22 protein-coding genes are annotated in these 21,513 nt (G+C 72.2%); 9 read left to right on the forward strand and 13 right to left on the reverse strand.

Annotated features, from left to right (window positions below; all coding sequences use genetic code 11):
- Window positions 1-96 precede the first annotated feature (96 nt).
- From ACRWND_RS09005 to ACRWND_RS09025, 5 genes are all read left to right on the forward strand, one after another.
- Window positions 97-1,029, forward strand: coding sequence for a cellulose-binding protein (locus tag ACRWND_RS09005; protein WP_431947809.1), 933 nt, complete (start codon window positions 97-99; stop codon window positions 1,027-1,029).
- A 129-nt stretch (window positions 1,030-1,158) separates the two neighbouring features.
- Entirely contained in the window at window positions 1,159-2,145 is a 987-nt protein-coding gene (locus ACRWND_RS09010) for an ABC transporter ATP-binding protein (RefSeq protein WP_431947811.1), read from the forward strand.
- A gap of 1 nt (window position 2,146) precedes the next feature.
- Window positions 2,147-2,923: an ABC transporter permease subunit gene (locus tag ACRWND_RS09015; protein ID WP_431947813.1), complete on the forward strand. Its 777-nt coding sequence runs from the start codon at window positions 2,147-2,149 to the stop codon at window positions 2,921-2,923.
- 105 nt (window positions 2,924-3,028) lie between these two features.
- Window positions 3,029-4,309: an ABC transporter ATP-binding protein gene (locus ACRWND_RS09020; protein WP_431947815.1), complete on the forward strand. Its 1,281-nt coding sequence runs from the start codon at window positions 3,029-3,031 to the stop codon at window positions 4,307-4,309.
- Entirely contained in the window at window positions 4,306-5,175 is an 870-nt protein-coding gene (locus ACRWND_RS09025) for an ABC transporter permease subunit (protein ID WP_431947817.1), read from the forward strand. The genes ACRWND_RS09020 and ACRWND_RS09025 overlap by 4 nt, the downstream gene beginning before the upstream one ends.
- 33 nt (window positions 5,176-5,208) lie before the next feature.
- Here the strand turns inward: ACRWND_RS09025 and ACRWND_RS09030 are convergent, their stop codons facing one another.
- Window positions 5,209-5,532, reverse strand: coding sequence for an ATP/GTP-binding protein (locus ACRWND_RS09030; protein ID WP_431947819.1), 324 nt, complete (start codon window positions 5,530-5,532; stop codon window positions 5,209-5,211).
- Between the two features lie 211 nt (window positions 5,533-5,743).
- Here ACRWND_RS09030 and ACRWND_RS09035 point away from each other — a divergent pair, with 211 nt between their 5' ends.
- Window positions 5,744-6,769, forward strand: coding sequence for an LLM class flavin-dependent oxidoreductase (locus tag ACRWND_RS09035; protein WP_431947821.1), 1,026 nt, complete (start codon window positions 5,744-5,746; stop codon window positions 6,767-6,769).
- A gap of 63 nt (window positions 6,770-6,832) precedes the next feature.
- Here the strand turns inward: ACRWND_RS09035 and ACRWND_RS09040 are convergent, their stop codons facing one another.
- A complete protein-coding gene (locus ACRWND_RS09040; RefSeq protein WP_431947823.1) occupies window positions 6,833-7,225 on the reverse strand; it encodes an SCO5389 family protein in 393 nt (130 codons plus the stop codon).
- Between the two features lie 186 nt (window positions 7,226-7,411).
- Here ACRWND_RS09040 and nucS point away from each other — a divergent pair, with 186 nt between their 5' ends.
- Complete coding sequence (nucS, locus tag ACRWND_RS09045; RefSeq protein WP_431947824.1) at window positions 7,412-8,074, forward strand: endonuclease NucS; 663 nt, start codon at window positions 7,412-7,414, stop codon at window positions 8,072-8,074.
- Window positions 8,075-8,466: 392 nt separating this feature from the next.
- Here the strand turns inward: nucS and ACRWND_RS09050 are convergent, their stop codons facing one another.
- From ACRWND_RS09050 to ACRWND_RS09060, 3 genes are all read right to left on the reverse strand, one after another.
- Window positions 8,467-11,172 carry an ATP-binding protein gene (locus ACRWND_RS09050; RefSeq protein WP_431947826.1) on the reverse strand — a complete coding sequence of 902 codons (2,706 nt, stop codon included), beginning with the start codon at window positions 11,170-11,172 and terminating at the stop codon, window positions 8,467-8,469.
- Window positions 11,173-11,596: 424 nt separating this feature from the next.
- Entirely contained in the window at window positions 11,597-11,920 is a 324-nt protein-coding gene (locus ACRWND_RS09055) for an STAS domain-containing protein (RefSeq protein WP_431947828.1), read from the reverse strand.
- A gap of 208 nt (window positions 11,921-12,128) precedes the next feature.
- A complete protein-coding gene (locus ACRWND_RS09060) occupies window positions 12,129-12,977 on the reverse strand; it encodes a 3-hydroxyacyl-CoA dehydrogenase family protein (RefSeq protein WP_431947829.1) in 849 nt (282 codons plus the stop codon).
- A 262-nt stretch (window positions 12,978-13,239) separates the two neighbouring features.
- On the opposite strand from ACRWND_RS09060, the gene ACRWND_RS09065 reads away from it, so the two are divergent.
- Window positions 13,240-13,812 (forward strand): cob(I)yrinic acid a,c-diamide adenosyltransferase, encoded by a 573-nt coding sequence (locus ACRWND_RS09065; RefSeq protein WP_431947831.1) that lies wholly within the window; start codon window positions 13,240-13,242, stop codon window positions 13,810-13,812.
- A gap of 10 nt (window positions 13,813-13,822) precedes the next feature.
- Here the strand turns inward: ACRWND_RS09065 and ACRWND_RS09070 are convergent, their stop codons facing one another.
- On the reverse strand, window positions 13,823-14,233 hold the full coding sequence (locus tag ACRWND_RS09070; protein ID WP_431947833.1) for a hypothetical protein: 411 nt from the start codon (window positions 14,231-14,233) through the stop codon (window positions 13,823-13,825).
- 12 nt (window positions 14,234-14,245) lie between these two features.
- Here ACRWND_RS09070 and ACRWND_RS09075 point away from each other — a divergent pair, with 12 nt between their 5' ends.
- Window positions 14,246-14,896 carry a response regulator gene (locus ACRWND_RS09075; RefSeq protein WP_431947835.1) on the forward strand — a complete coding sequence of 217 codons (651 nt, stop codon included), beginning with the start codon at window positions 14,246-14,248 and terminating at the stop codon, window positions 14,894-14,896.
- Window positions 14,897-15,062: 166 nt separating this feature from the next.
- Here the strand turns inward: ACRWND_RS09075 and ACRWND_RS09080 are convergent, their stop codons facing one another.
- The 7 genes from ACRWND_RS09080 to ACRWND_RS09110 all read right to left on the reverse strand — a co-directional run bounded on the left by ACRWND_RS09080 (window position 15,063) and on the right by ACRWND_RS09110 (window position 21,511).
- Window positions 15,063-15,509, reverse strand: a complete 447-nt coding sequence (locus tag ACRWND_RS09080) for a DUF2550 domain-containing protein (RefSeq protein ID WP_431947836.1) — start codon at window positions 15,507-15,509, stop codon at window positions 15,063-15,065.
- 99 nt (window positions 15,510-15,608) lie between these two features.
- The gene (locus ACRWND_RS09085) at window positions 15,609-15,989 is read right to left on the reverse strand and encodes a F0F1 ATP synthase subunit epsilon (protein ID WP_431947918.1); all 381 of its coding nucleotides are present in this window, start codon (window positions 15,987-15,989) and stop codon (window positions 15,609-15,611) included.
- 124 nt (window positions 15,990-16,113) lie between these two features.
- Window positions 16,114-17,568 carry a F0F1 ATP synthase subunit beta gene (atpD, locus tag ACRWND_RS09090; RefSeq protein ID WP_431947838.1) on the reverse strand — a complete coding sequence of 485 codons (1,455 nt, stop codon included), beginning with the start codon at window positions 17,566-17,568 and terminating at the stop codon, window positions 16,114-16,116.
- Window positions 17,569-17,572: 4 nt separating this feature from the next.
- Window positions 17,573-18,490: a F0F1 ATP synthase subunit gamma gene (locus ACRWND_RS09095; RefSeq protein ID WP_431947840.1), complete on the reverse strand. Its 918-nt coding sequence runs from the start codon at window positions 18,488-18,490 to the stop codon at window positions 17,573-17,575.
- A 2-nt stretch (window positions 18,491-18,492) separates the two neighbouring features.
- Entirely contained in the window at window positions 18,493-20,064 is a 1,572-nt protein-coding gene (gene atpA / locus ACRWND_RS09100) for a F0F1 ATP synthase subunit alpha (RefSeq protein ID WP_431947842.1), read from the reverse strand.
- 89 nt (window positions 20,065-20,153) lie between these two features.
- A complete protein-coding gene (locus tag ACRWND_RS09105) occupies window positions 20,154-20,969 on the reverse strand; it encodes a F0F1 ATP synthase subunit delta (protein WP_431947844.1) in 816 nt (271 codons plus the stop codon).
- Complete coding sequence (locus ACRWND_RS09110; RefSeq protein ID WP_431947846.1) at window positions 20,966-21,511, reverse strand: F0F1 ATP synthase subunit B; 546 nt, start codon at window positions 21,509-21,511, stop codon at window positions 20,966-20,968. The genes ACRWND_RS09105 and ACRWND_RS09110 overlap by 4 nt, the downstream gene beginning before the upstream one ends.
- Window positions 21,512-21,513 lie beyond the last annotated feature (2 nt).

Below are 21,513 nucleotides of genomic sequence, written 5' to 3' on the forward strand. Positions count from 1 at the left end.
TTGTGCACAGTTACTGGACAGTGACTGTGAGGCACGCCGCCTGGGCCCCTAGGATTCCCCCCATCACCCCACCCGGTCTGAGTTGACAGGATCCTCATGAGCGACACTTCCTCCCCCTTCGGCTTCGAGCTCGTGCGGCGTGGATACGACCGCGGGCAGGTGGACGACCGCATCACCAAGCTGGTCGCCGACCGTGACAGCGCACTGGCCCGGATCAACGCGCTGGAGAAGCGCATCGAGGAGCTCCACCTCGAGACGCAGAACGCGCAGGCGCAGGTCAACGACGCCGAACCGTCCTACGCCGGTCTCGGCGCCCGCGTCGAGAAGATCCTTCGCCTCGCCGAGGAGGAGGCGAAGGACCTGCGCGACGAGGCCCGCCGTGCCGCCGAGCAGCACAGGGAGCTGGCCGAGTCCGCCGCCGCCCAGGTGCGCAACGACGCGGAGTCCTACGCCGCCGAGCGCAAGGCGAAGGCCGAGGACGAGGGCGAGCGCATCGTCGAGAAGGCCAAGGGTGAGGCCGGTCAGCTGCGCACCGACGCGCAGAAGGACGCGCAGGCCAAGCGCGAGGAGGCGGACGCCCTCTTCGAGGAGACCCGCGCCAAGGCGGCCCAGGCCGCCGCCGACTTCGAGACCAACCTGGCCAAGCGCCGCGAGCAGTCCGAGCGCGACCTGGCGTCCCGTCAGGCCAAGGCCGAGAAGCGCCTCGCCGAGATCGAGCACCGCGCCGAGCAGCTCCGCCTGGAGGCCGAGAAGCTGCGCACCGACGCCGAGCGCCGCGCCCGCCAGACGGTGGAGACCGCGCAGCGCCAGGCCGAGGACATCGTGGCCGACGCGAACGCCAAGGCGGACCGTATCCGCAGCGAGTCCGAGCGCGAGCTGGCGGCGCTCACCAACCGCCGCGACAGCATCAACGCCCAGCTGACCAACGTCCGCGAGATGCTGGCCACGCTGACCGGCGCGGCGGTCGCCGCGGCCGGCGCCCCCTCCGACGACGAGCCCGTCTCGCGCAGCGTCCCGGCCCAGCGCTGACGCTCCGGACGGCGCCGGAACGGATCGAGCCCCCCGCCTCCTCGGCGAGGGGCTCGATGATTCCGGGAACACAAACGGGTGCCTGAATTCCGGGTGCATGGCCCCTCGCGGCCGCATAGTGTATACCGCATGATCGAGTTGCAGGGGCTGACCAAGCGGTACGGCGACAAGACCGCGGTGGACGACCTCACCTTCACGGTGCGGCCGGGGGTGGTCACCGGCTTCCTCGGTCCCAACGGGGCGGGGAAGTCCACGACGATGCGCATGATGCTGGACCTGGACAGGCCGACCAGCGGCAGCATCCGCATCGACGGGAAGCACTACCGCGAACTCCACGAACCGCTCAAGCACATCGGGGCGTTGCTGGAGGCCAAGGCCGTGCACGGCGGCCGCACGGCGTACAACCATCTGCTGTGCCTGGCCCAGTCCAACCGCATCCCGCGCCGCCGGGTCGACGAGGTGCTGGAGGTCGTCGGTCTCGCACCCGTCGCCAAGAAGCGCTCCAAGGGCTTCTCCCTCGGTATGGGACAGCGCCTCGGCATCGCCGTGGCGCTGCTCGGCGACCCCGAGATCCTGATGTTCGACGAGCCGGTCAACGGACTGGACCCGGAGGGCATCCACTGGATCCGCAACCTGATGAAGGGACTGGCCGCCCAGGGCCGGACGGTCTTCGTCTCCAGCCATCTCATGAGCGAGATGGCGCTGACAGCGGACCACCTGATCGTGATCGGCCGCGGGAAGCTGATGGCGGACACGACGATGGCGGACTTCATCACCGCGAACTCCCGCTCCTATGTGCGCGTCCGCACGCCCGAGCCGGAGAAGCTGAAGGACGCGCTGGCGGCCGCGTCGATCACCCCGGTGCTCGACGGCGAAGGCGCCTTCGAGATCGAGGACGTGGAGCCGGCCACGATCGGCGAACTCGCCGCCAGCCACCAGCTGGTGCTGCACGAGCTCAGCTCCCAGCAGGCCTCTTTGGAGCAGGCATTCATGCAACTCACCGCGCAATCGGTGGAGTACCACGCCGGCGGCCCCGCAGCGGAGAGCGGCGAGGCCGCCGCCCCCGCGCCCCAGTGGGGTGCCGCCTGGAACACGCGCGCCGGAAAGGAAGCCTGACATGGCAGCGACCACCGCTGTTCTGCAGTCGGAGTGGACCAAGGTCAGGACCGTCCGGTCGACCGTGTGGACGCTGGCGTCGGCCGCCGTCTCCACCATCGTCATCAGCGGTCTGTTCTGCCTGCTCTTCCGCACCCAGTGGGACACCATCGAAGAGGGCGCCCGCGCCCAGTTCGACCCCACGGCCCAGAGCCTGTCCGGTCTCTTCCTCGGCCAGCTCGCGCTGATCACCTTCGGCGTGCTGATCATCTCCAGCGAGTACAGCACGGGCATGATCCGGGCCTCGCTCTCGGCGGTGCCGCAGCGCGCGGCCTTCTACTTCTCCAAGGTCGCCGTCGCGGCCGGCATCACCTTCGTCCTCGGGCTGATCGTCAGCTTCGTCTCCTTCTTCGTCGGGCAGGCCATCCTCGGCGGTGACCTCGCCACCTCGATCAGCGATCCGGGAGTGCTGCGCGCGGTCTTCGGGGCCGGCCTCTACATGACGCTGATGGTGCTCTTCGCGGTCGGCGTCGCGGCGATGCTGCGCAGCCCGCTGGTCTCGCTGGGCATCCTCATCCCCTTCTTCTTCCTGGTCTCCGGCATCCTCTCGGCCGTGCCGGGAGCCAAGAGCGTGGCCCGGTACTTCCCGGACCAGGCCGGCAGCACGATCATGCGGGCGACGATCCCGCCGAACGACCCCGCGCCGTACGGCCCGTGGAGCGGCCTCGGCATCATGGCGCTGTGGGTGGTCGCCGCGCTGATCGGCGGCTACGTGCTGCTGAAGAAGCGGGACGCCTGACCGCCGCCTGGTGATCCGGGCCCGCAGGGGCGGGAACCGACCCCGCCCCTGCGGGCCTCCTCACCTCTCGGGGGCGACGCGGACCGTCCGCCTGGGGGGCGAAGCATGATCGAGGCAAGCGGCCTCACCAAGACCTACGGCAGCAAGACCGCCGTCGCCAACCTGTCCTTCCAGGTGCGGCCCGGCGCCGTGACCGGCTTCCTGGGGCCCAACGGCTCCGGCAAGTCGACCACGATGCGGATGATCCTGGGCCTGGACACCCCGACGGCGGGGCGGGTGACCGTCGGCGGGCTGCCGTACCGGCACCTGCCCAACGCCGCCCGCCGGGTGGGTGCGCTGCTGGACGCCAAGGCCGTGCACGGCGGACGCAGCGCGCGCCAGCACCTGCTGTGCCTGGCGCAGCTGTCCGGGATACCGGACCGCCGGGTGGACGAGGTGCTGGCGGCGGTGGGCCTGCGGGAGGTCGCGCACCGGCGCTCGCGGGGCTTCTCGCTCGGCATGGGGCAGCGCCTCGGCATCGCGGCGGCGCTGCTGGGCGACCCCGAGGTGCTGCTGTTCGACGAGCCGGTCAACGGACTGGACCCGGAGGGCATCCACTGGGTACGGCATCTGATGCGCGGACTGGCCGCGGAGGGCCGTACCGTCTTCGTCTCCTCGCACCTGATGAGCGAGATGGCGCTGACCGCCGACCACCTGATCGTGATCGGCCGCGGGCAGCTGCTGGCCGACATGAGCGTCAAGGACTTCATCGCCCACCACTCCGCCGGCTTCGCGATGGTGCGCACCCCGGAGGTCGCCGCGGACCGCGAGAAGCTGACGAAGGCGCTCACCGAAGCGGGCGCGCAGGTGCAGCAGGAGCAGGACGGCGCCCTGCGCGTGACCGGTCTGGAGCTGCCGCGGATCAGCGACCTCGCCCACGAGGCCGGGGTACGGCTGTGGGAGCTCTCCCCGCACCAGGCCTCGCTCGAGGAGGCCTACATGCGCCTGACCAACGGCGCGGTGGACTACCGCTCCTCGGCCGACCCGCGGCAGGGCCTGCGGCAGCCCGCCACCGCGCCTGCGCCGGGCGGGTGGGGCGCGCCGCCGCAGGGACCGTGGCCGCATCCCGTCCCGCAGCAGTCGCCGTACGGGCACGGGTATCCGCAGCAGTCGCCGTACGGGCACGGCCACGGGTATCCGCAGCAGCCGTACGCCCCGCCGGTGCAGCCGGGCCCCGGGGCGGCGCCGGCCGCGGCGTCCTTCACCCCCTACGCGCAGCTGCCGGCTCCCCCCGCCCGGCCCGTGCCGCCGGCCGCGCCGGCCTTTCCCCCGCCGCCGGCCGCGCCGTCCGCCCCGCCCGGCGCGCAGCCGACCCAGCCGACCCAGCCCGCCGAGGACGCCCGATGACCGCCCCCGTCCCCCTCCCGGCCCCGCAGTTCTCCTCCACCCTCCCGACGGCCGGCACCCACCTCGGCCACGCGCTGAAGTCCGAGTGGACCAAGATCCGTACGGTGCGCTCCACCCTCTGGACGCTCGGCGTCATGCTGGTGCTGATCCTCGGCATCAACCTGCTCGTCGTCGGCCTGTCCTCGCCCGAGCGCGTCACCGAACCGGTGCTCGCCTTCGGCCTGTTCGGGGTGCTCCTCGGCCAGCTCTGCGTCATGACGCTCGGGGTGCTGGTGATCAGCTCGGAGTACGGCACGGGCATGATCCGCACGACCCTCACCGTGTGCCCCCGGCGCGGCCGGGTGCTCACCGCGAAGGCGATCGTCTTCTTCGCGCTGACGTTCACCGTCACCACCGTGGCCTGCGCGCTCACCGCGCTGATGAACGACGCCGCCTTCGGCGGCAAGCCGGTGGGGGAACCGGACTTCGTGAGCGCGCGGCTCGTCGTCGAGGACGGCCTCAGCGCCGCCGAGGGCGGCCAGTGGCTCGGCGCCACCGTCGGCGTCGGCCTGTACGTGGCCCTGCTCGGTCTGCTCTCCCTGGCCGTGGGCGCGCTGCTGCGGCACTCCGCGGGCGCGATCACCACGATGATGGGCCTGGTCCTGCTGCCGCTGATCATCGCGATCTTCATGCAGTCGGAGAACCTCCGGACGGTGCAGGAGAAACTGATCGAGTACTCCTCCCCCAACGCCATCGCGTCGCTCCACCAGATGCCGATGCTGGGCGACGGCGACGCCGACGGCGTGCGCCAGTTGGTGCTCCTGGCGATCGTCACGGCCGCCGCCCTGGGCGCGGCCTACGCGGCGCTCGCCAAGCGCGACGTCTGACCCGGCCCGGACACCGGGCCTCCTGCCCCCCGCTCAGTACCGGGGGGCGTTGCGGGACCGCTGGAGTCGTGCGCCCCGGCGGTCCCTCGCGTTCCAGCAGGCGGTGTGCCAGTGGCGCCGGTCCTCCACGCCGCCGTACTCCGGCCAGGCCACCAAGTGGCCGACCCCCGGCGGGATCTCCTGGTCGCAGCCGGGGCAGCGGTAGAACTTGCCGCCCGTGCTCCCGGACAGCTGGCGGACCGTCCACTGCTGGCCCTGCCAGGTCTCCACGCGCTCCGGGCCCCGGGCCGGTCCGGCCTCGGGTCGCTCCTCGGGTCGGCCGGCGGCGCCTCGCGGGCGGTTTCGGCGCGGGGACACGGGCACACACCTCACGCGGTCGGGGGACTCGGCCGCCACCCAGCCTACGCGCACCGTCCGCCGCGCCGAATACCCGGTCGGGCAACCCTCCCATCCGGCCGCCGCCTGAAAAATCATGAAATCGAGGTGGCCGTGCCGTGCCTTTGGCACGTGTCAGACGTTAATGCCGCTAGGGGAGCCGTGTCGGCCACCGAGGAAGGTGTGAAGCACGATGCGTGTCGGTACTTTCGTCCTCGCCGCCCAGTTCCCTGGGCAGGGACCGGAGGAGGCGCTGCACCGCGCGGTGCGGTCGGCCGAGGCGGCGGAGCGGGCGGGGCTGGACACCGTGTGGCTGGCGGAGCACCACTTCGTGCCGTACGGCGTGTGCCCGTCGGCCGTGACGCTCGCCGCGCTGCTGCTGGGCAGGACGCGCCGGATCGGGGTCGGCACGGCCGTGAGCGTCCTGCCGACCGCGCACCCGGTGGCGGTCGGCGAGCAGGCGGCGCTGCTGCACATCACCTCGGGCGGCCGGTTCACGCTGGGCGTGGGCCGCGGCGGCCCCTGGGTGGATCTGGAGGTCTTCGGCGCCGGACTCGCCGCTTTCGAGAGCGGCTTCCCCGAGTCGCTGGATCTGCTGCTGCGGTGGCTGCGCGAGCCCCGGGTGGGGGCCTCGGGGGAACGATTCGCCTTCCGAGAGGTCGAGGTCGTCCCGCGTCCCGACGCGTTCGAGGCGCCCGGTGGTCCGCCGGTCGTCGTCGCCTGCACCTCGCCGGGCAGCGTCCGTCTCGCGGCGCGCAGGGGTCTGCCCATGCTGCTGGGCATGCACTGCGGGGACGAGGACAAAGCCGCCATGGTCGCAATGTGGCAGGCGGAGGCCCGCGACGCAGGGCTTTCACCCGAATCGGTGGCCGCGGCGGAACACGTCTCCGCGGGCGTCGTACAGATCGCGGACCGCCGCGCGGACGCCGTGGAGACCCTCACCAAGGCGATGCCCGGCTGGCTCCAGCAGGGCCTGGCCGCACACCGTACGGTCGACGGCCGGCCGCGGACGATGCGCGACCCCCTCGCCTACACCGAACTCCTCTGCGGGCTCCACCCCGTGGGCCCGCCGGCGCTGTGCGCCGACCGTCTCACCGCCACCGCCGAGCGGACGGGCATCCGCCGCTTCGCCCTCCTCGTGGAGGGCTCCGGTGATCTCGCCGCCACCGAGGAGAACGTGGCACGGCTCGGCGGTGAAGTGCTCCCGCAATTGGCCTGATTGAAACCTCAAAGAGCAGTGGTGCGACCTATTGCGACCAATGGCGGGAGCACCGCGCCCGGTTCAGCAGTCCCGGAGTTCCGGGGACTGGTTCAGCAGCTGCGCGCGGACGGAGGTGAAGGTGGCGTACCGCTCGTCGACCGCCGGGTCCAGCGGGAACACCGCGACCCGGTGGCAGTTCTGGAACGCCAGCCGGACCCCGAAGTGGCGCTGCAGGGCCCCCCGTATCGCGTCACTCGCCAGGGCGCGGAGCAGCTGGCCACGCGCGTTCTCGTCCGGCGGGGGCACCTGGTTGTCGGCGAACGGACCGCCGTCCACCTTGAGTTGTGCCGCCAGAGAGCTGATCATGTCCCATGCGTAAGGCAGGGAGGTCCGGACGCAGTCGACGAACTCCCGTTCGTCGACCTCGCCTCGCTCGGCCTGTTCGAGGAGGGCCGGTGAGACGTCGAGCGACATGAGTACTCCTCTCGTGACCCCCCTGTCCGAGGAGTCAGACGGACTACGGGCAGAAGCCGCCCGGCGTTCTCCCGCATGACGGCCTCCAGGCACAACCGTAGGCGGAGAGGTCCCGTGGCACTAGGCGGGAGCACTCACTACAGGCCATTTTCCGACCGCGCCCGGTAGCGAGTAACGTAGCCGACCATGCGTCTCGTCATCGCCCGCTGCTCCGTGGACTACGCGGGCCGGCTCTCCGCCCATCTGCCGTCGGCGACCAGGCTGCTCCTGGTCAAGGCCGACGGCAGTGTCTCCGTCCATGCCGACGACCGTGCCTACAAGCCGCTGAACTGGATGTCGCCCCCCTGCACGCTCAAGGAGAGCGAGGACGGGGTCTGGACGGTCACCAACAAGGCCGGCGAGCAGCTGATCATCACCATCGAGGACGTGCTGCACGACTCCACGCACGAGCTCGGTGTCGACCCCGGGCTGATCAAGGACGGTGTCGAGGCCCACCTGCAGGAGCTGCTGGCCGACCGCATGGAGGTGCTCGGCGAGGGCTGGAGTCTCGTCCGCCGCGAGTACCCGACCGCCATCGGCCCAGTGGACATCCTGTGCCGGGACGCGTCCGGCGCGACCGTCGCGGTCGAGATCAAGCGCCGCGGCGAGATCGACGGCGTCGAGCAGCTCACCCGCTATCTCGAACTCCTCAACCGCGACCCCTTGCTGGCACCCGTGAAGGGTGTTTTCGCGGCACAGGAGATCAAGCCGCAGGCGCGGGTCCTCGCCACGGACCGCGGCATCGACTGCGTCGTCCTCGACTACGACGCGCTGCGCGGCATCGAGGACGACAAGCTCCGCCTCTTCTGAAGGAGCCTTCGACGCGCCGTGCTCCGGCAGGCGCACCGCGACGCCGACCACCGCTGCGGCCAGGGCCGGCGCTCCCGTGATCCGCGCGGGCGGTGACGGCGTGGCCGCCCCGGCCAGTCCCCCGGCGGCTCCTCGGACGACTCCAGGGGACCGGCGGCGGGGACAACACGGCGCGGCCGACGCGGGCTTCAGCTCCTGCACCGCCCGAGCACCTGCGCCGGCCGGCGAGCTGGAACCCGCTGGGCATGCCCACGGTGAGACAGCCGGCGGAGTCGGCTGTGGCCTTCCCGAGGATCACCGGCCGGTCGTGCTCGGCGGGCCGAGAACGACCCGAGGGTGTACGGCGCGGCCCGGTGGCCGGCGCGGTGCCGGCCATGCCGGGCCTGGCGCGCTCACGCGATCGTGCCGGTGGTGCCGCCGGGCAGCTCGGTGCCGGTGGCGGAACTCACGGGAGCACTCGCTCCGGTGGTGCCGCCGCCGTCCGCGCCGCCCTCGGTCGTACCTCCGTCCTCCGCGCCGCCGTCGCCACCGGGCTCGCCCGTGGTGGGCGGGGGGCTGGTCGGGTCGCTCGGAGTGGTCGTCGGTGATCCGGACGTGCCGCCGCCGGTCGGGGTGCCCGTCCCCCCGGAGTCGCCGCCGGAGGTGGTGCCTCCCCCGCCGGTGGTGCCGCCCGACGTGCCGCCCGACCCGCCGTGCGAACCACCGCCGGAACCGCCGGTCGAGGAGCCTGCGCCGGAGCCGCCGGTCGACGAACCGCCTCCCGTGCCGCCGGTCGACGAACCGCCCCCTGTGCCGCTGCCGCCGTCGCCTGTGCCGCCGTCGCCTGTGCCGCCGTCGCCTGTGCCGCCGTCGCCTGTGCCGGCGGTGGCGCCGCCGGACACCGATCCCGCGCCGCCGGGACGCGTGGTGTCGCCGGGGGTGGTTCCACCGGACGGTGCGCCAGGCGTCGCGGTGCCGCTTCCGCTCGCGGGGGGTTCGGTCCGCCTGCCGGAGCCGGCGCTCGGTGTCTCCTCGGACGGGAGACCCTCGTCCGGGTCGTCCTCCTGGGCGGACTCGACCGGCTTCACGTTCATCGGGGTGTTCTGGCCGCCGCCGGAGGCCGTCGTGCCGAGGGCCACGACGGTGCCGAGCACGGCCGCCAGGAGGGTGCCCGCGCCCGCGGCGACGAGATTGCGGCGCCGGGAGCCGGTGAGGGCGACCCGGCTCGGGGAGGCGACCGCCCCGGGCAGGCTCTTGGCGATGATCGTCGTAGGCGCCTCGGACAGGTCGACGCCCGCCGCCGCGGCCCCGGCGCCCCCGGCTCCCGAGCCGGCTATGAGACCGCCCTCCCGGTCCACGGCGAGCGCGAGGGTGCGGCGCCCCACCGTGCTGCCCTGGCGGTCCGCGAGGGCGCCGCGCAGGGCTATGGAGGCCTCCAGTTCGCTGCGGGCGCGGTCCAGATTCCCCTGGCACAGCGCCAGCACGCCGAGTTCGTGGAGGAAGTACGCCTCCTCCGCCACCTCCCCGGCGTGCCGGGCGGCCTCCTGGCCGAGGCGCAGCGCGCGTTCCCACGCGCTCCAGTGCATGGCGGCGGCGAGGACCGGCGCGACCGTACGGGCCAGGAGCACCGCGGCGCTGGTGTGCCCGCCGTCGCGGGCGGCCCCCAGGGCGGCCAGGATCGCCTCCGCCTCGGCGGCGACGCGTCGCGGGGTCACCGAGGGGTGCCCGGCCCACCAGGCGTAGTGCTGGGCGGCGGCCAGCGCCTGCGGGGAACCCTCGGCGGCGGCCTCGGCGGCCAGTCCGTCCGCGAGGGCCAGTTGCCGGGCCACGCCCGCCGCGAGGCGGTGGTGCCCGGCGACCGGAGCGGCGAGTCCGACGGCCACGATCTCGCCGAGAGCGGAGTCGCCGCGAGTGTCGCCGACGAGCGCCGGCAGGTGCGCCTGGTGCGGCAACTCGCCGCCCAGGGCCACGGCGAAGCGCAGTGCCTCCTGGGCGGAGGCGCCGAGGCGGGAGGCGAGCAAGGCGGCGGGGGCGGCGCTCTCGGCGAGTGAGGGCAGCGGCAGATGCGCGGCCGACGCGCCCGGCCCGGCGTCGTCGGAGGAAGCGCCGGCGGCGAACCCGTCCACGGCTTCCGCGTCGCCCCACACCGACTCGTCGGCCGCAGACAACTCCGCGCCGAGGGCGTCGCGCTGCCGCAGCAGCGCACCGGCCTGGACGAAGCGCAGCGGCAGGCCCTCCGACTCGAACCACAGGTCGGCCGCCCAGGCCGTCTCCTCCTCCGTCGGCGGGCGGCCGACGGCGAGTTCCAGCAACTCCAGGCAGGCGACCCGGGTCAGTCCCGGCAGGAAGACCTCCTCGACCGCGGAGTCGGCGGCCGGGGCCGGCACGTCGGGCGTGGCCGACATCAGGAAGGCGCACTCGGGCGCCGCAGCGAGCAGTTCCTCCAGAGCGGCGCCGCCGAACTCCAGGTCGTCCAGGACGACGACAGCGCCGACGTCGCGCAGCAGCTCCAGCAGACGGCGGCGGTCGGGTCGGTAGTCCTCGGCGTCGTAGACGGTGGCGAACATCTCCTGCAGCAGATCGCCGGAAGTCCGCCGGTAGCCGGAGAGCCGGATCACGCCGTCGGGGGCGAGGTCCGCGCAAGCCTCGGCGACCGCGTCGAGCAGCACGCTGCGGCCGGCGCCGGAGGGCCCGGTGACGCGCACCGAGCGGCCCCGGGTGAGCAGTCGCACCAGGCGCTCGCGCTCCTCCTGGCGCTCCAGCAGCGGGAGCTCGGGGGCGCGGGGGCCCGGCGGCACCGCCGGCCGTCCGGCGGCGGTCAGCGCGGCGCGCGCCCAGGCCGTGCGCCGTACGGGCGCGGGCAGGTCGCCGGGAGCGAGGGCGCTGACCTCGCTGCCGTCGACGGAGTTGAGGGTCAGCCTGCAGTCGCCCACGACGAGTTCGACGACGCGTGGCGCGTCGCCGTCCGCCGTGCCCGCCGCGATCTCGAGGGCGAGCGGATCGCGCGCCGGCCGGCCGACGCGCGGGATCGGCGCGGTGCGGTCCTCGGGGCCGCCGGAGGGCGCCGCTTCGGGGAAGCTCGTGGAGTCCTGTCGAGCGCCGTACTCGTCACCGGTCATGTCGGGTCCGTGTGGGTCCATTGATCTCCGCCCCCAGGTGCGTCGCAGCGGGGCCCCACCGGGACCGCGGTTGCGCCGTCGGACCGGTCCGGCTCCCCTCCTCGGCGTACGGGGTTGCGGCACGCCGGAACCGAACCCTAAACCTTCCCCCGGTAGGTGCGAAGCCCAGGGCTGCCCTGCCGCCCTTGCGTCCGTATCTGTCCGGGCTTGCCTCCCCGGCGGCGCGCCCCGGCCTCACCAGGCGGTACGGCCAGGGACTGCTGGCCACCCGCGGGGCCCGCGGTTCCCGAACTCCGCTGCAAGGCGCCCCGGACGCGTTGCAGCGCACATCGGAGAGTCGTCCTCGGAGCGGGCCGCTCGGACGATTCGGCACCGCAGCCAGGCGCCGTGCCCGCCGCCGAGGGCCGGGCGGGACTCTCGAAGGCTAGGTGCGCGGCAGCGCTTCCGCCGCGATTCCCCCCTCGATGACCAGGATGCGGTGCAGCCTCGTGGCGACCAGCAGCCGCTGCATCTGCGCGGGCACCCCCCGCAGGACGAGGCGCCGGTCCGCCCGGCCGCAGCGGCGGTGCGCCCCCATGATGACTCCCAGGCCCGTCGCGTCCCACGAGTCGAGTCCGGTCAGGTCGAGCACGAGGTCGCCGCGGCCGCCGTCCACCGCGCTGTGCAGGACCTTGCGGGCGTCCGCCGCGGTGCGGACGTCGAGGCGGCCCCCGACGACCAGCTCGGCGTGATCGCCCCTGATGTGCATGCCGCCTCCCCGTGAAGTGAATGGATGGTAGTGCCATGGCTCTATGTAACTGACGGTTCGTCGTACGAAGAGGTTGCCGTCTGTGAGCGAACCGATACCGAATTCACCCCCGCGAGTGACAGCAGGGGTCCGAGGGGCCCTGCCCGCCGACGGTCCGCGCCGGACCGGGCCGGTCCGTGCAGGGCAGGGCCCCTGGAGCGACGCCCCGTCAGTAGCGGTAGAAGCCCTCGCCGCTCTTGCGGCCGAGCGCGCCGGCGTCCACCATGCGCCGCATGAGCTCCGGCGCGGCGAACTTCTCGTCCTGGGACTCGGTGTAGATGTTGTCGGCGGCGTGCAGCAGGATGTCGACGCCTGTGAGGTCGGCGGTCGCCAGCGGGCCCATCGCGTGGCCGAAGCCGAGCTTGCAGGCGACGTCGATGTCCTCGGCCGAGGCGACGCCCGACTCGTAGAGCTTGGCGGCCTCCACGACCAGCGCCGCGATCAGCCGTGTGGTGACGAAGCCGGCCACGTCCCGGTTGACGACGATGGTCGTCTTGCCGATCTCCTCGGCGAAGGCCTTGGCGCGCGCCAGCGTGTCGTCACCGGTCTTGTAGCCGCGGACCAGTTCGCACAGCTGCATGAGCGGCACCGGCGAGAAGAAGTGGGTGCCGACCACGCTCTCCGGGCGCTCCGTGACCGCCGCGATCTTGGTGATCGGGATGGCGGAGGTGTTGGAGGCGAGCACCGCGTCCGCCTTGGCGATCTTGTCGAGCGCGCGGAAGATCTCCTGCTTGACCTCGATCTTCTCGAAGGCGGCCTCGACGACGATGTCGGCGTCGGCGGCGGCGTCCAGGTCGGTGGTGGTGGTGATGCGGGCGAGCGCGGCAGCCGCGTCCTCGGCGCTGAGCTTGCCCTTGGCGACGAACTTCCCGAAGGAGGCCTCGATCCCGCTCTTGCCCCGGGCCAGCGCCTCGTCCGTGATGTCACGCAGGACGACGTCGTAACCCGCCTGTGCGGACACCTGCGCGATGCCGGAGCCCATCAGGCCGGCTCCGATGACGGCGAGCTTCTTCGCCACGGCACACACCAATCTTCTCGATGCTGTTGCCGGGACCTTAACGTCGGTTCACAGCGGAGCGCAGCAGGAAGTTAGGCGGGTCACCCTGTGTCGTTCGTCGCACAGTTGAGACCCCCGGCGCCCAGTTGGTGCCGCAGCGCGTCCAGTTTGACCGGGACCGCCCCGCTAAGACCGCCACCGCTCGCCGCGGCGGACATGCGGCGGGCCGGCGGCGCGCCCGCCACGGGGCGCGCCCGGAGAATGCGCTGACTACGCTCGACACATGGTCAATCTGACGCGCATCTACACGCGGACCGGGGACGACGGCACGACCGCCCTCGGCGACATGAGCCGCACGGCCAAGACCGACAGCCGCATCGCGGCCTACGCGGACGCCAATGAGGCGAACGCGGTCATCGGCGTGGCGCTGGCGCTCGGCGCGCTCCCGCAGGAGGTCGCGGCCGTCCTCGTCCGGGTCCAGAACGACCTCTTCGACGTCGGCGCCGACCTCGCGACGCCCGTCGTCCCGGACCCCACGTACCCGCCGCTGCGCGTGGAGCAGTCCTATGTGGACCGGCTGGAGGCTGACTGCGACCGCTTCCTGGAGGAACTGGAGAAGCTGCGCAGCTTCATCCTGCCCGGCGGCACCCCCGGCGCCGCGCTGCTCCACCAGGCGTGCACGGTGGTGCGCCGCGCCGAGCGCTCCACATGGGCCGCGCTCGGGGAACACGGCGAGACGATGAACCCCCTCACCGCCACCTATCTCAACCGGCTCTCCGACCTGCTGTTCATCCTGGCCCGTACGGCCAACAAGGAGGTCGGCGACGTGCTGTGGGTGCCCGGCGAGAACCGCTGACCCCGCCCGCTCAGGCGCGCGGCCGCGCGGCCGGCTCCCGCTTGGGCCACAGCGTGTAGCTCGCGGCGATGACCGCGTGGATCCCGGTGATCCAGGCCATCCGCACCTGCCAGGCCTGCAGGGCCCCGGTCCGGCGCGTGTCGCCGGCGAGCCGGATCGCCAGTTGCAGCAGGACGACGGCGACCACGGCGGACACCGCCGTACGGCCGAGGAGCCGCCACTCGTGCACGGCCCGCGCCCTGCCGTACACGGGTGACGGGCTCGGCTCGGGACCGCCGGCGAAGCGGTGCGCGAAGTGGGCGTCGGCCCAGCGGATCACGGAGTGTCCGTAGCCCGCCGAGAAGCCGATGTACGCGGCCGCGAGGCCGTGCCGGGCGCCGGCCGTGCCACCGTGCCGCAGATCGGCGACGGTACTGCCCATGAAGGGGAGCGCATGATCCGGGTGGTGGTCGCCGAGGACCAGTCCGCGGTACGGGCCGGGCTGGTGCTCATCCTGAGGTCGGTGCCCGACATCGAGGTGGTGGGCGAGGCGGCGGACGGCGAGGCCGCGATCCGCGCCGCCCTCGAGCTGCGGCCCGACGTGATCCTCATGGACCTGCAGATGCCGCGGATGGACGCGGTGTCCGCGACCCGGGAGATCGTCGGGCAGGGGCTGGCCGACGTCCTCGTCCTCACCACCTTCGACCTGGACGAGTACGTCTTCGGGGCGCTGCGCGCGGGCGCCGCCGGTTTCCTGCTCAAGGACACCGAGGCGGACCGGCTGATCGAGGGCGTCCGGCTGGTGGCCCGCGGCGAGGGGATGATCGCGCCCGCCGTGACCCGCCGGCTGATCGGCGAGTTCGCCCGCCCCCGGCCTCGTCCCGCCTCCGATCACGCGGCGCTGGGAACGCTGACGCCGCGGGAGCGGGAGGTGCTGGCCTGCGTGGGCCAGGGCTTGTCCAACGCGGAGATCGCGGCGCGGCTGGAGATGGCAGAGGCCACGGCGAAGACCCACGTCAGCCGCATGCTGGCCAAACTGGAGCTGCGCAGCCGCGTGCAGGCCGCGGTACTGGCGCAGGAGTTGGGTCTGATGGGCCGGCCGTAGGGCCGGCGGAAGCGGGCGAGGCCTCAGGCGGCGTCGGCTCTCCTCGGACTCCGTCCGGGGGGACCGCCACCCAGCGCGAAGGCCAAACGGAAGATCAGGCCACGTTCAGGCTCCCCCAGACTCCGTCCGGGGGGACCCCCACCCAGCGCAAAGGGCAAACGGAAGATCAGGCCACGTTGACGCGCTGGCCGGGAGGGGCGGCCTCGAGCCATGCGAGGAAGCCGGTGAGGGCGTCGTCGCTCATGGCGAGTTCCAGCTGGGTGCCGCGGTGCTCGCAGACCAGGATCACGGCGTCGGACAGGAGCGCCAGCTCCTCCTGGCCCTGCGGGAGGCGGCGGTGCAGCACCTCGATGGCGGAGCGCTCCAGCACCCGGCGCGGCCGGGGCGCATAGGAGAAGACCCGGAACCACTCGATCCGGTCACCGCTGTAGCGGGCCACGCCGTACGCCCAGCCCTTGCCGGAGGGTTCGCCGGTGCCGGGGGGCGGCATCCGCAGGCTGCAGTCGAACGTGCCGCCGGGCCGCTGGATGAGCCGGCGCCGCAGTCCGAAGACGAACAGCCCCAGCAGCGCCACGGCCACCAGGGCTCCGCACACCTGAAAAGCGAGGATCACGCCCACCGACCTCCTCGCTCCGTGTCACGAATAGGAATACTGCAGCCGCGGGACACCCTCCCGGGCCTCCCGCGGCTCATGGCCCAGTGGGCCGGCTGCTCAGCGCGACCCGCTGGTCGCGGCGATCAGCCGGACCTCGGCCCGGCGCTCACCGGCGGCGTCGGCCTCGGCCTTCGCGCGCTCCAGAGCCCGCTCCGCACGCTGGACGTCGATCTCCTCGGCGAGCTCGGCGATCTCCGCCAGCACCGAGAGCTTGTTGTCGGCGAAGGAGACGAAGCCGCCGTGCACCGCCGCGACGACGGTGCCGCCCTCGCTGGTGCGGATCGTCACCGGACCGGACCGGAGAACGCCCAGCAGCGGCTCGTGGTTCGGCATGACGCCGATGTCGCCGGACTCGGTGCGTGCGACGACAAGAGTGGCCTCGCCGGACCAGACACTGCGGTCCGCTGCGACCAGCTCGACGTGCAGCTCAGCCAAGATGGCTCCTCGGGTCGGCACCCACCGCCGTCCGGCGGGTGCATAAAACAAAGGATAACGGGGGTGCGGCAAGGGGGCGGACACAGGGTCCGCCCCCCTGCCACGGTGAGCCGTCGGGCGACGGGCGTCAGCTGACGCCGAGCTCGCGGGCGTTGCGCTCGAGGTCCTCGATGCCACCGCACATGAAGAACGCCTGCTCAGGGAAGTGGTCGTACTTACCGTCGGCGATGGCGTTGAAGGCGGCGATCGACTCGTCCAGCGGGACGTCGGAGCCGTCGATGCCGGTGAACTGCTTCGCCGCGTGGGTGTTCTGCGACAGGAAGCGCTCGATGCGGCGGGCGCGGTGGACGGTGAGCTTGTCCTCCTCGCCGAGCTCGTCGATACCGAGGATCGCGATGATGTCCTGGAGGTCCTTGTACTTCTGCAGGATCCCCTTGACGCGCATGGCGCACGCGTAGTGGTCCTCCGCGATGTAGCGGGGGTCCAGGATGCGGGACGTCGAGTCCAGCGGGTCCACCGCCGGGTAGATGCCCTTCTCCGAGATCGGACGGGACAGAACGGTCGTCGCGTCCAGGTGGGCGAAGGTGGTCGCCGGCGCCGGGTCGGTCAGGTCGTCCGCGGGGACGTAGATCGCCTGCATCGAGGTGATCGAGTGACCGCGGGTCGAGGTGATGCGCTCCTGGAGGAGGCCCATCTCGTCCGCGAGGTTCGGCTGGTAACCCACCGCGGAGGGCATGCGGCCGAGCAGCGTGGAGACCTCGGAACCGGCCTGGGTGAAGCGGAAGATGTTGTCGATGAAGAACAGCACGTCCTGCTTCTGCACATCGCGGAAGTACTCCGCCATGGTCAGACCGGCGAGCGCCACGCGCAGACGGGTGCCCGGGGGCTCGTCCATCTGGCCGAAGACCAGGGCGGTCTTGTCCAGAACGCCGGACTCCTCCATCTCCTGGATCAGGTCGTTGCCCTCACGGGTGCGCTCGCCGACGCCGGCGAACACGGAAACGCCCTCGTGCAGCTTCGCCACACGCATGATCATTTCCTGGATGAGGACGGTCTTGCCGACGCCGGCGCCACCGAACAGACCGATCTTGCCGCCCTTGACGTACGGGGTCAGCAGGTCGACGACCTTCAGGCCGGTCTCGAACATCTCGGTCTTGGACTCGAGGTCCTCGAACTTCGGGGCCTTGCGGTGGATCGCCCAGCGCTCACCGACGTTCGCGTTCTCCTCGGGGACGTTCAGCACCTCGCCGAGGGTGTTGAACACCTTGCCCTTGGTGAAGTCGCCGACCGGGACGGTGATGCCGTCGCCGGTGTCGGTCACCGGGGCCTGGCGGACCAGGCCGTCGGTGGGCTGCATGGAGATGGCGCGGACCAGGCCGTCGCCCAGGTGCTGGGCGACCTCGAGGGTCAGCGTCTTCTTCTTGCCGGCCTCGGCCGGGTCGGAGACCTCGACGGTGAGGGCGTTGTAGATCTCCGGCATCGCGTCGACGGGGAACTCCACGTCGACGACCGGGCCGATGACCCGGGCGACGCGGCCCGTGGCACCCCCAACTTCAGGGGTCGTCTCAACAGTGGCAGTCATGAATTTAGTCACTCCCCGCAGACGCGTCGGCCAGGGCGCTGGAGCCACCGACGATCTCGCTGATTTCCTGGGTGATTTCGGCCTGGCGGGCCTGGTTGGCAAGCCGCGTGAGCGTCCTGATGAGCTCCTCGGCGTTGTCGGTCGCCGACTTCATCGCGCGGCGGCGGGCGGCGTGCTCGGAAGCGGCGCCCTGCAGCAGCGCGTTGTAGATGCGGCTCTCGACGTACCGCGGCAGCAGCGCGTCCAGGACGCCCTCAGCCGACGGCTCGAAGTCGTACAGGGGGAGGATCTCCCCCTCCTTGCGGGCCTCGCCGCCGGTGGCGTCGGCGAGCGAGAGCGGCAGCAGCCGCTTCTCCACCGGCGCCTGCGTCAGCATCGACACGAACTCCGTGAAGACGATGTGCAGCTCATCCACGCCGCCGTCCGCGATGTCCTTCAGGACCACCTCGATCAGCGGGTCGGCGACCGACTTGGCGTCCGCGTAGGTCGGCTTGTCGGTGAACCCGGTCCACGAGTCCGCGACGGGGCGCTCACGGAAGCCGTAGTACGCCACGCCCTTGCGGCCGACGACGTAGTGCACGACCTCCTTGCCCTCCGCGCGCAGCCGCTCGGTGAGCCGGTCGGCAGCCTTGATCGCGTTGGACGAGTAGCCGCCGGCCAGACCGCGGTCGCTCGTGACGAGCAGCACCGCGGCTCGGGTCGCGTTCTCGGCCTCCGTGGTCAGCGGGTGGTTCGTGTTCGAACCGGTCGCGACCGCGGCCACCGCGCGGGTGAGCTCGTCGGCGTACGGGGACGAGGCGGCGACCTGGCGCTGGGCCTTGACGATCCGGGACGCGGAGATCATCTCCATCGCCTTCGTGATCTTCTTGGTCGCGGTGACGGACTTGATGCGGCGCTTGTATACCCGAAGCTGGGCGCCCATGCTCAGCCCTCACCCAGCAGCTTGCCGTCCGAGGTCTCGAACTGCTTCTTGAAGTCCGCGACCGCGTCGGTCAGGGCCTCGACGGTGTCGTCGCCGAGCTTGCCGGTCTCGGCGATGCCCAGCAGCAGGTCCTTGCGCTCGCGGCGCAGGTAGTCCAGCAGCTCGCGCTCGAAGCGGCGGATGTCCTCGACCGGAACGTCGTCCAGCTTGCCGGTGGTGCCGGCCCAGATGGAGACGACCTGGTCCTCGATCGGGAACGGCGCGTACTGGCCCTGCTTGAGGAGCTCGACCATGCGCTTGCCGCGCTCCAGCTGCGCCTTGGAGGCCGCGTCGAGGTCGGAACCGAAGGCGGCGAACGCCTCGAGCTCGCGGTACTGGGCGAGGTCCACGCGCAGGCGGCCGGCGACCGACTTCATGGCCTTGATCTGCGCCGAGCCACCGACTCGGGAGACCGAGATACCGACGTTCAGCGCCGGGCGCTGGCCCGCGTTGAACAGGTCGGACTCCAGGAAGCACTGGCCGTCGGTGATGGAGATGACGTTGGTCGGGATGAACGCCGAGACGTCGTTGGCCTTGGTCTCGACGACCGGCAGACCGGTCATCGAGCCGGCGCCCAGCTCGTCGGAGAGCTTGGCGCAGCGCTCCAGCAGGCGGGAGTGCAGGTAGAAGACGTCACCCGGGTAGGCCTCACGGCCCGGCGGGCGGCGCAGCAGGAGGGAGACGGCGCGGTAGGCGTCGGCCTGCTTGGACAGGTCGTCGAAGACGATCAGGACGTGCTTGCCGTCGTACATCCAGTGCTGGCCGATGGCCGAGCCGGTGTACGGGGCGAGGTACTTGAAGCCGGCCGGGTCGGACGCCGGGGCCGCCACGATCGTGGTGTACTCCAGGGCGCCGGCCTCCTCCAGCGCGGCGCGCACGCCGGCGATGGTGGAGCCCTTCTGGCCGATGGCGACGTAGATGCAGCGGACCTGCTTCTTGGGGTCGCCGGAGCGCCAGTTGTCGCGCTGGTTGATGATCGTGTCGATCGCCAGGGCGGTCTTGCCGGTCTGGCGGTCGCCGATGATCAGCTGGCGCTGACCGCGGCCGATCGGGGTCATCGCGTCGACGGCCTTGAGGCCGGTCTGCATCGGCTCGTGCACGGACTTACGGGCCATGACGCCGGGAGCCTGGAGCTCCAGGGCGCGGCGGCCGTCGGTCTCGATCTCGCCGAGGCCGTCGATCGGGTTGCCGAGCGGGTCGACGACGCGACCCAGGTATCCCTCGCCGACCGCGACCGAGAGCACCTCACCGGTGCGCTGCACCGGCTGGCCCTCCTCGATGCCGCTGAACTCGCCGAGGACGATCGCACCGATCTCGCGCTCCTCGAGGTTGAGGGCGAGACCGAGGGTGCCGTCCTCGAACTTCAGCAGCTCGTTCGCCATGACCGAGGGCAGACCCTCGACCTTGGCGATACCGTCGCCGGCCAGGCTGACCGTTCCGACCTCCTCGCGCGAGGCCGCGTCCGGCTTGTACGACTGGACGAAGTTCTCCAGCGCGTCCCGGATCTCCTCCGGCCGGATCGTGAGCTCCGCCATCTGGGTTCCCTGCTCTCCTTGTTGGGCCCGAAGTATTCGCTACGGCCCAACTCGGGCCGCTGATACTGCTCTTTGAGTTGGTGGCTGGTTCAGCCGGCCATCCGCCGACTCGCCTCTTCGAGGCGGTCCGCGATGGTCCCGTCGATGACCTCGTCGCCGACCCGGACCGAGATGCCGCCCGCGACCGCGGGGTCGACGTCCAGGTTCAGGTGCACCTGCCGGCCGTAGATCTTGGCCAGCGCGGCGCCGAGGCGCTGCTTCTGCCGGTCGTCCAGCGGTACCGCCGAGACGACGACCGCGACCGTGCGGTTGCGGCGCGCCGCCGCCAGCTTGGACAGGGCGTCGATCCCTGCCTCAAGGCTACGGCCTCGCGGGTAGGTCACGAGACGGACCACGATCCGCTCCGTGACCTGGTCGGCGCGGCCGCCCAGCAGCGAGTGCAGCAGGGTCGCCTTGGCCCGGGACCCCGCGGCGCGGTCGGTCAGCGCCGCCCGCAGCTCGCTGCTGCCGGAGACGATCCGGCCGAAGCGGAACAGCTCGTCCTCGACGTCGTCGAGGCGGCCCGCCCGCTCCGCGGCGATCAGGTCGGCGCTGTAGGACAGCTCCTCCAGCGCGTCGGTCAGATCACGCGGCTGCGACCAGCGGCTGCGGACCATGCCCGAGACCAGGTCGGACGTCTCGCCGCCGATCTGCCCGCCGAGGACCGCCTGCGCAAGGCCCGCCTTGGCCTCACCCGGCTGGGCCGGGTCGGTCAAGGCGCGGCGCAGCGAACCCTCGCGGTCGAGCAGCCCCGTGACGGCGGCCAGCTCCTCGGCGAGCTTCGCCGCGTCGACGGACGTGTTGTCCGCCAGCGCGTCGAGACGCTCGCGCGCGGTGGCCAGTGCCTCGCGGCTCGCTCCGTTCATCGCGCGGCCTCGGCCTTCTCCTCGAGCTCGTCGAGGAAGCGGTCGATCACGCGGCTCTGCCGGGCGGAGTCCTCGAGGGACTCGCCGACGATCTTGCCGGCCAGGTCGGTGGCGAGCTTGCCGACGTCCTGGCGCAGGGCGTGCGCGGCGGACCGCCGGTCGGCCTCGATCTGGGCGTGACCGGCGGCGATGATCTCCTCACGCTGCCGCTGGCCTTCCGCGCGCATCTCGGCGATGAGCGCGGCGCCCTGCTCCTGCGCCTCCTGGCGCAGACGCGCGGCCTCGTGGCGGGCCTCGGAGAGCGAGTGCTTGTACTCCTCGAGGGTCCGCTGAGCCTCGGCCTGTGCGGCCTCGGCCTTCTCCATGCCGCCCTCGATGGCCTCGCGGCGCTCGTCCAGAACCTTGTTGATGTTCGGGAGCAGCTTCTTGGCGAGGAAGAAGAAGACGATGGCGAAGGCGATGAGACCGATGACGAGCTCTGGGATCGGCGGGATGAGGGGGTTCTCCGCCTCCTCGGCCGCCAGCTGTGCCAGGGCGTTCACAT

Source organism: Actinacidiphila sp. bgisy167 (genome assembly GCF_965342175.1).
In the GTDB taxonomy this organism is placed as follows: Bacteria; Actinomycetota; Actinomycetes; order Streptomycetales; family Streptomycetaceae; genus Actinacidiphila.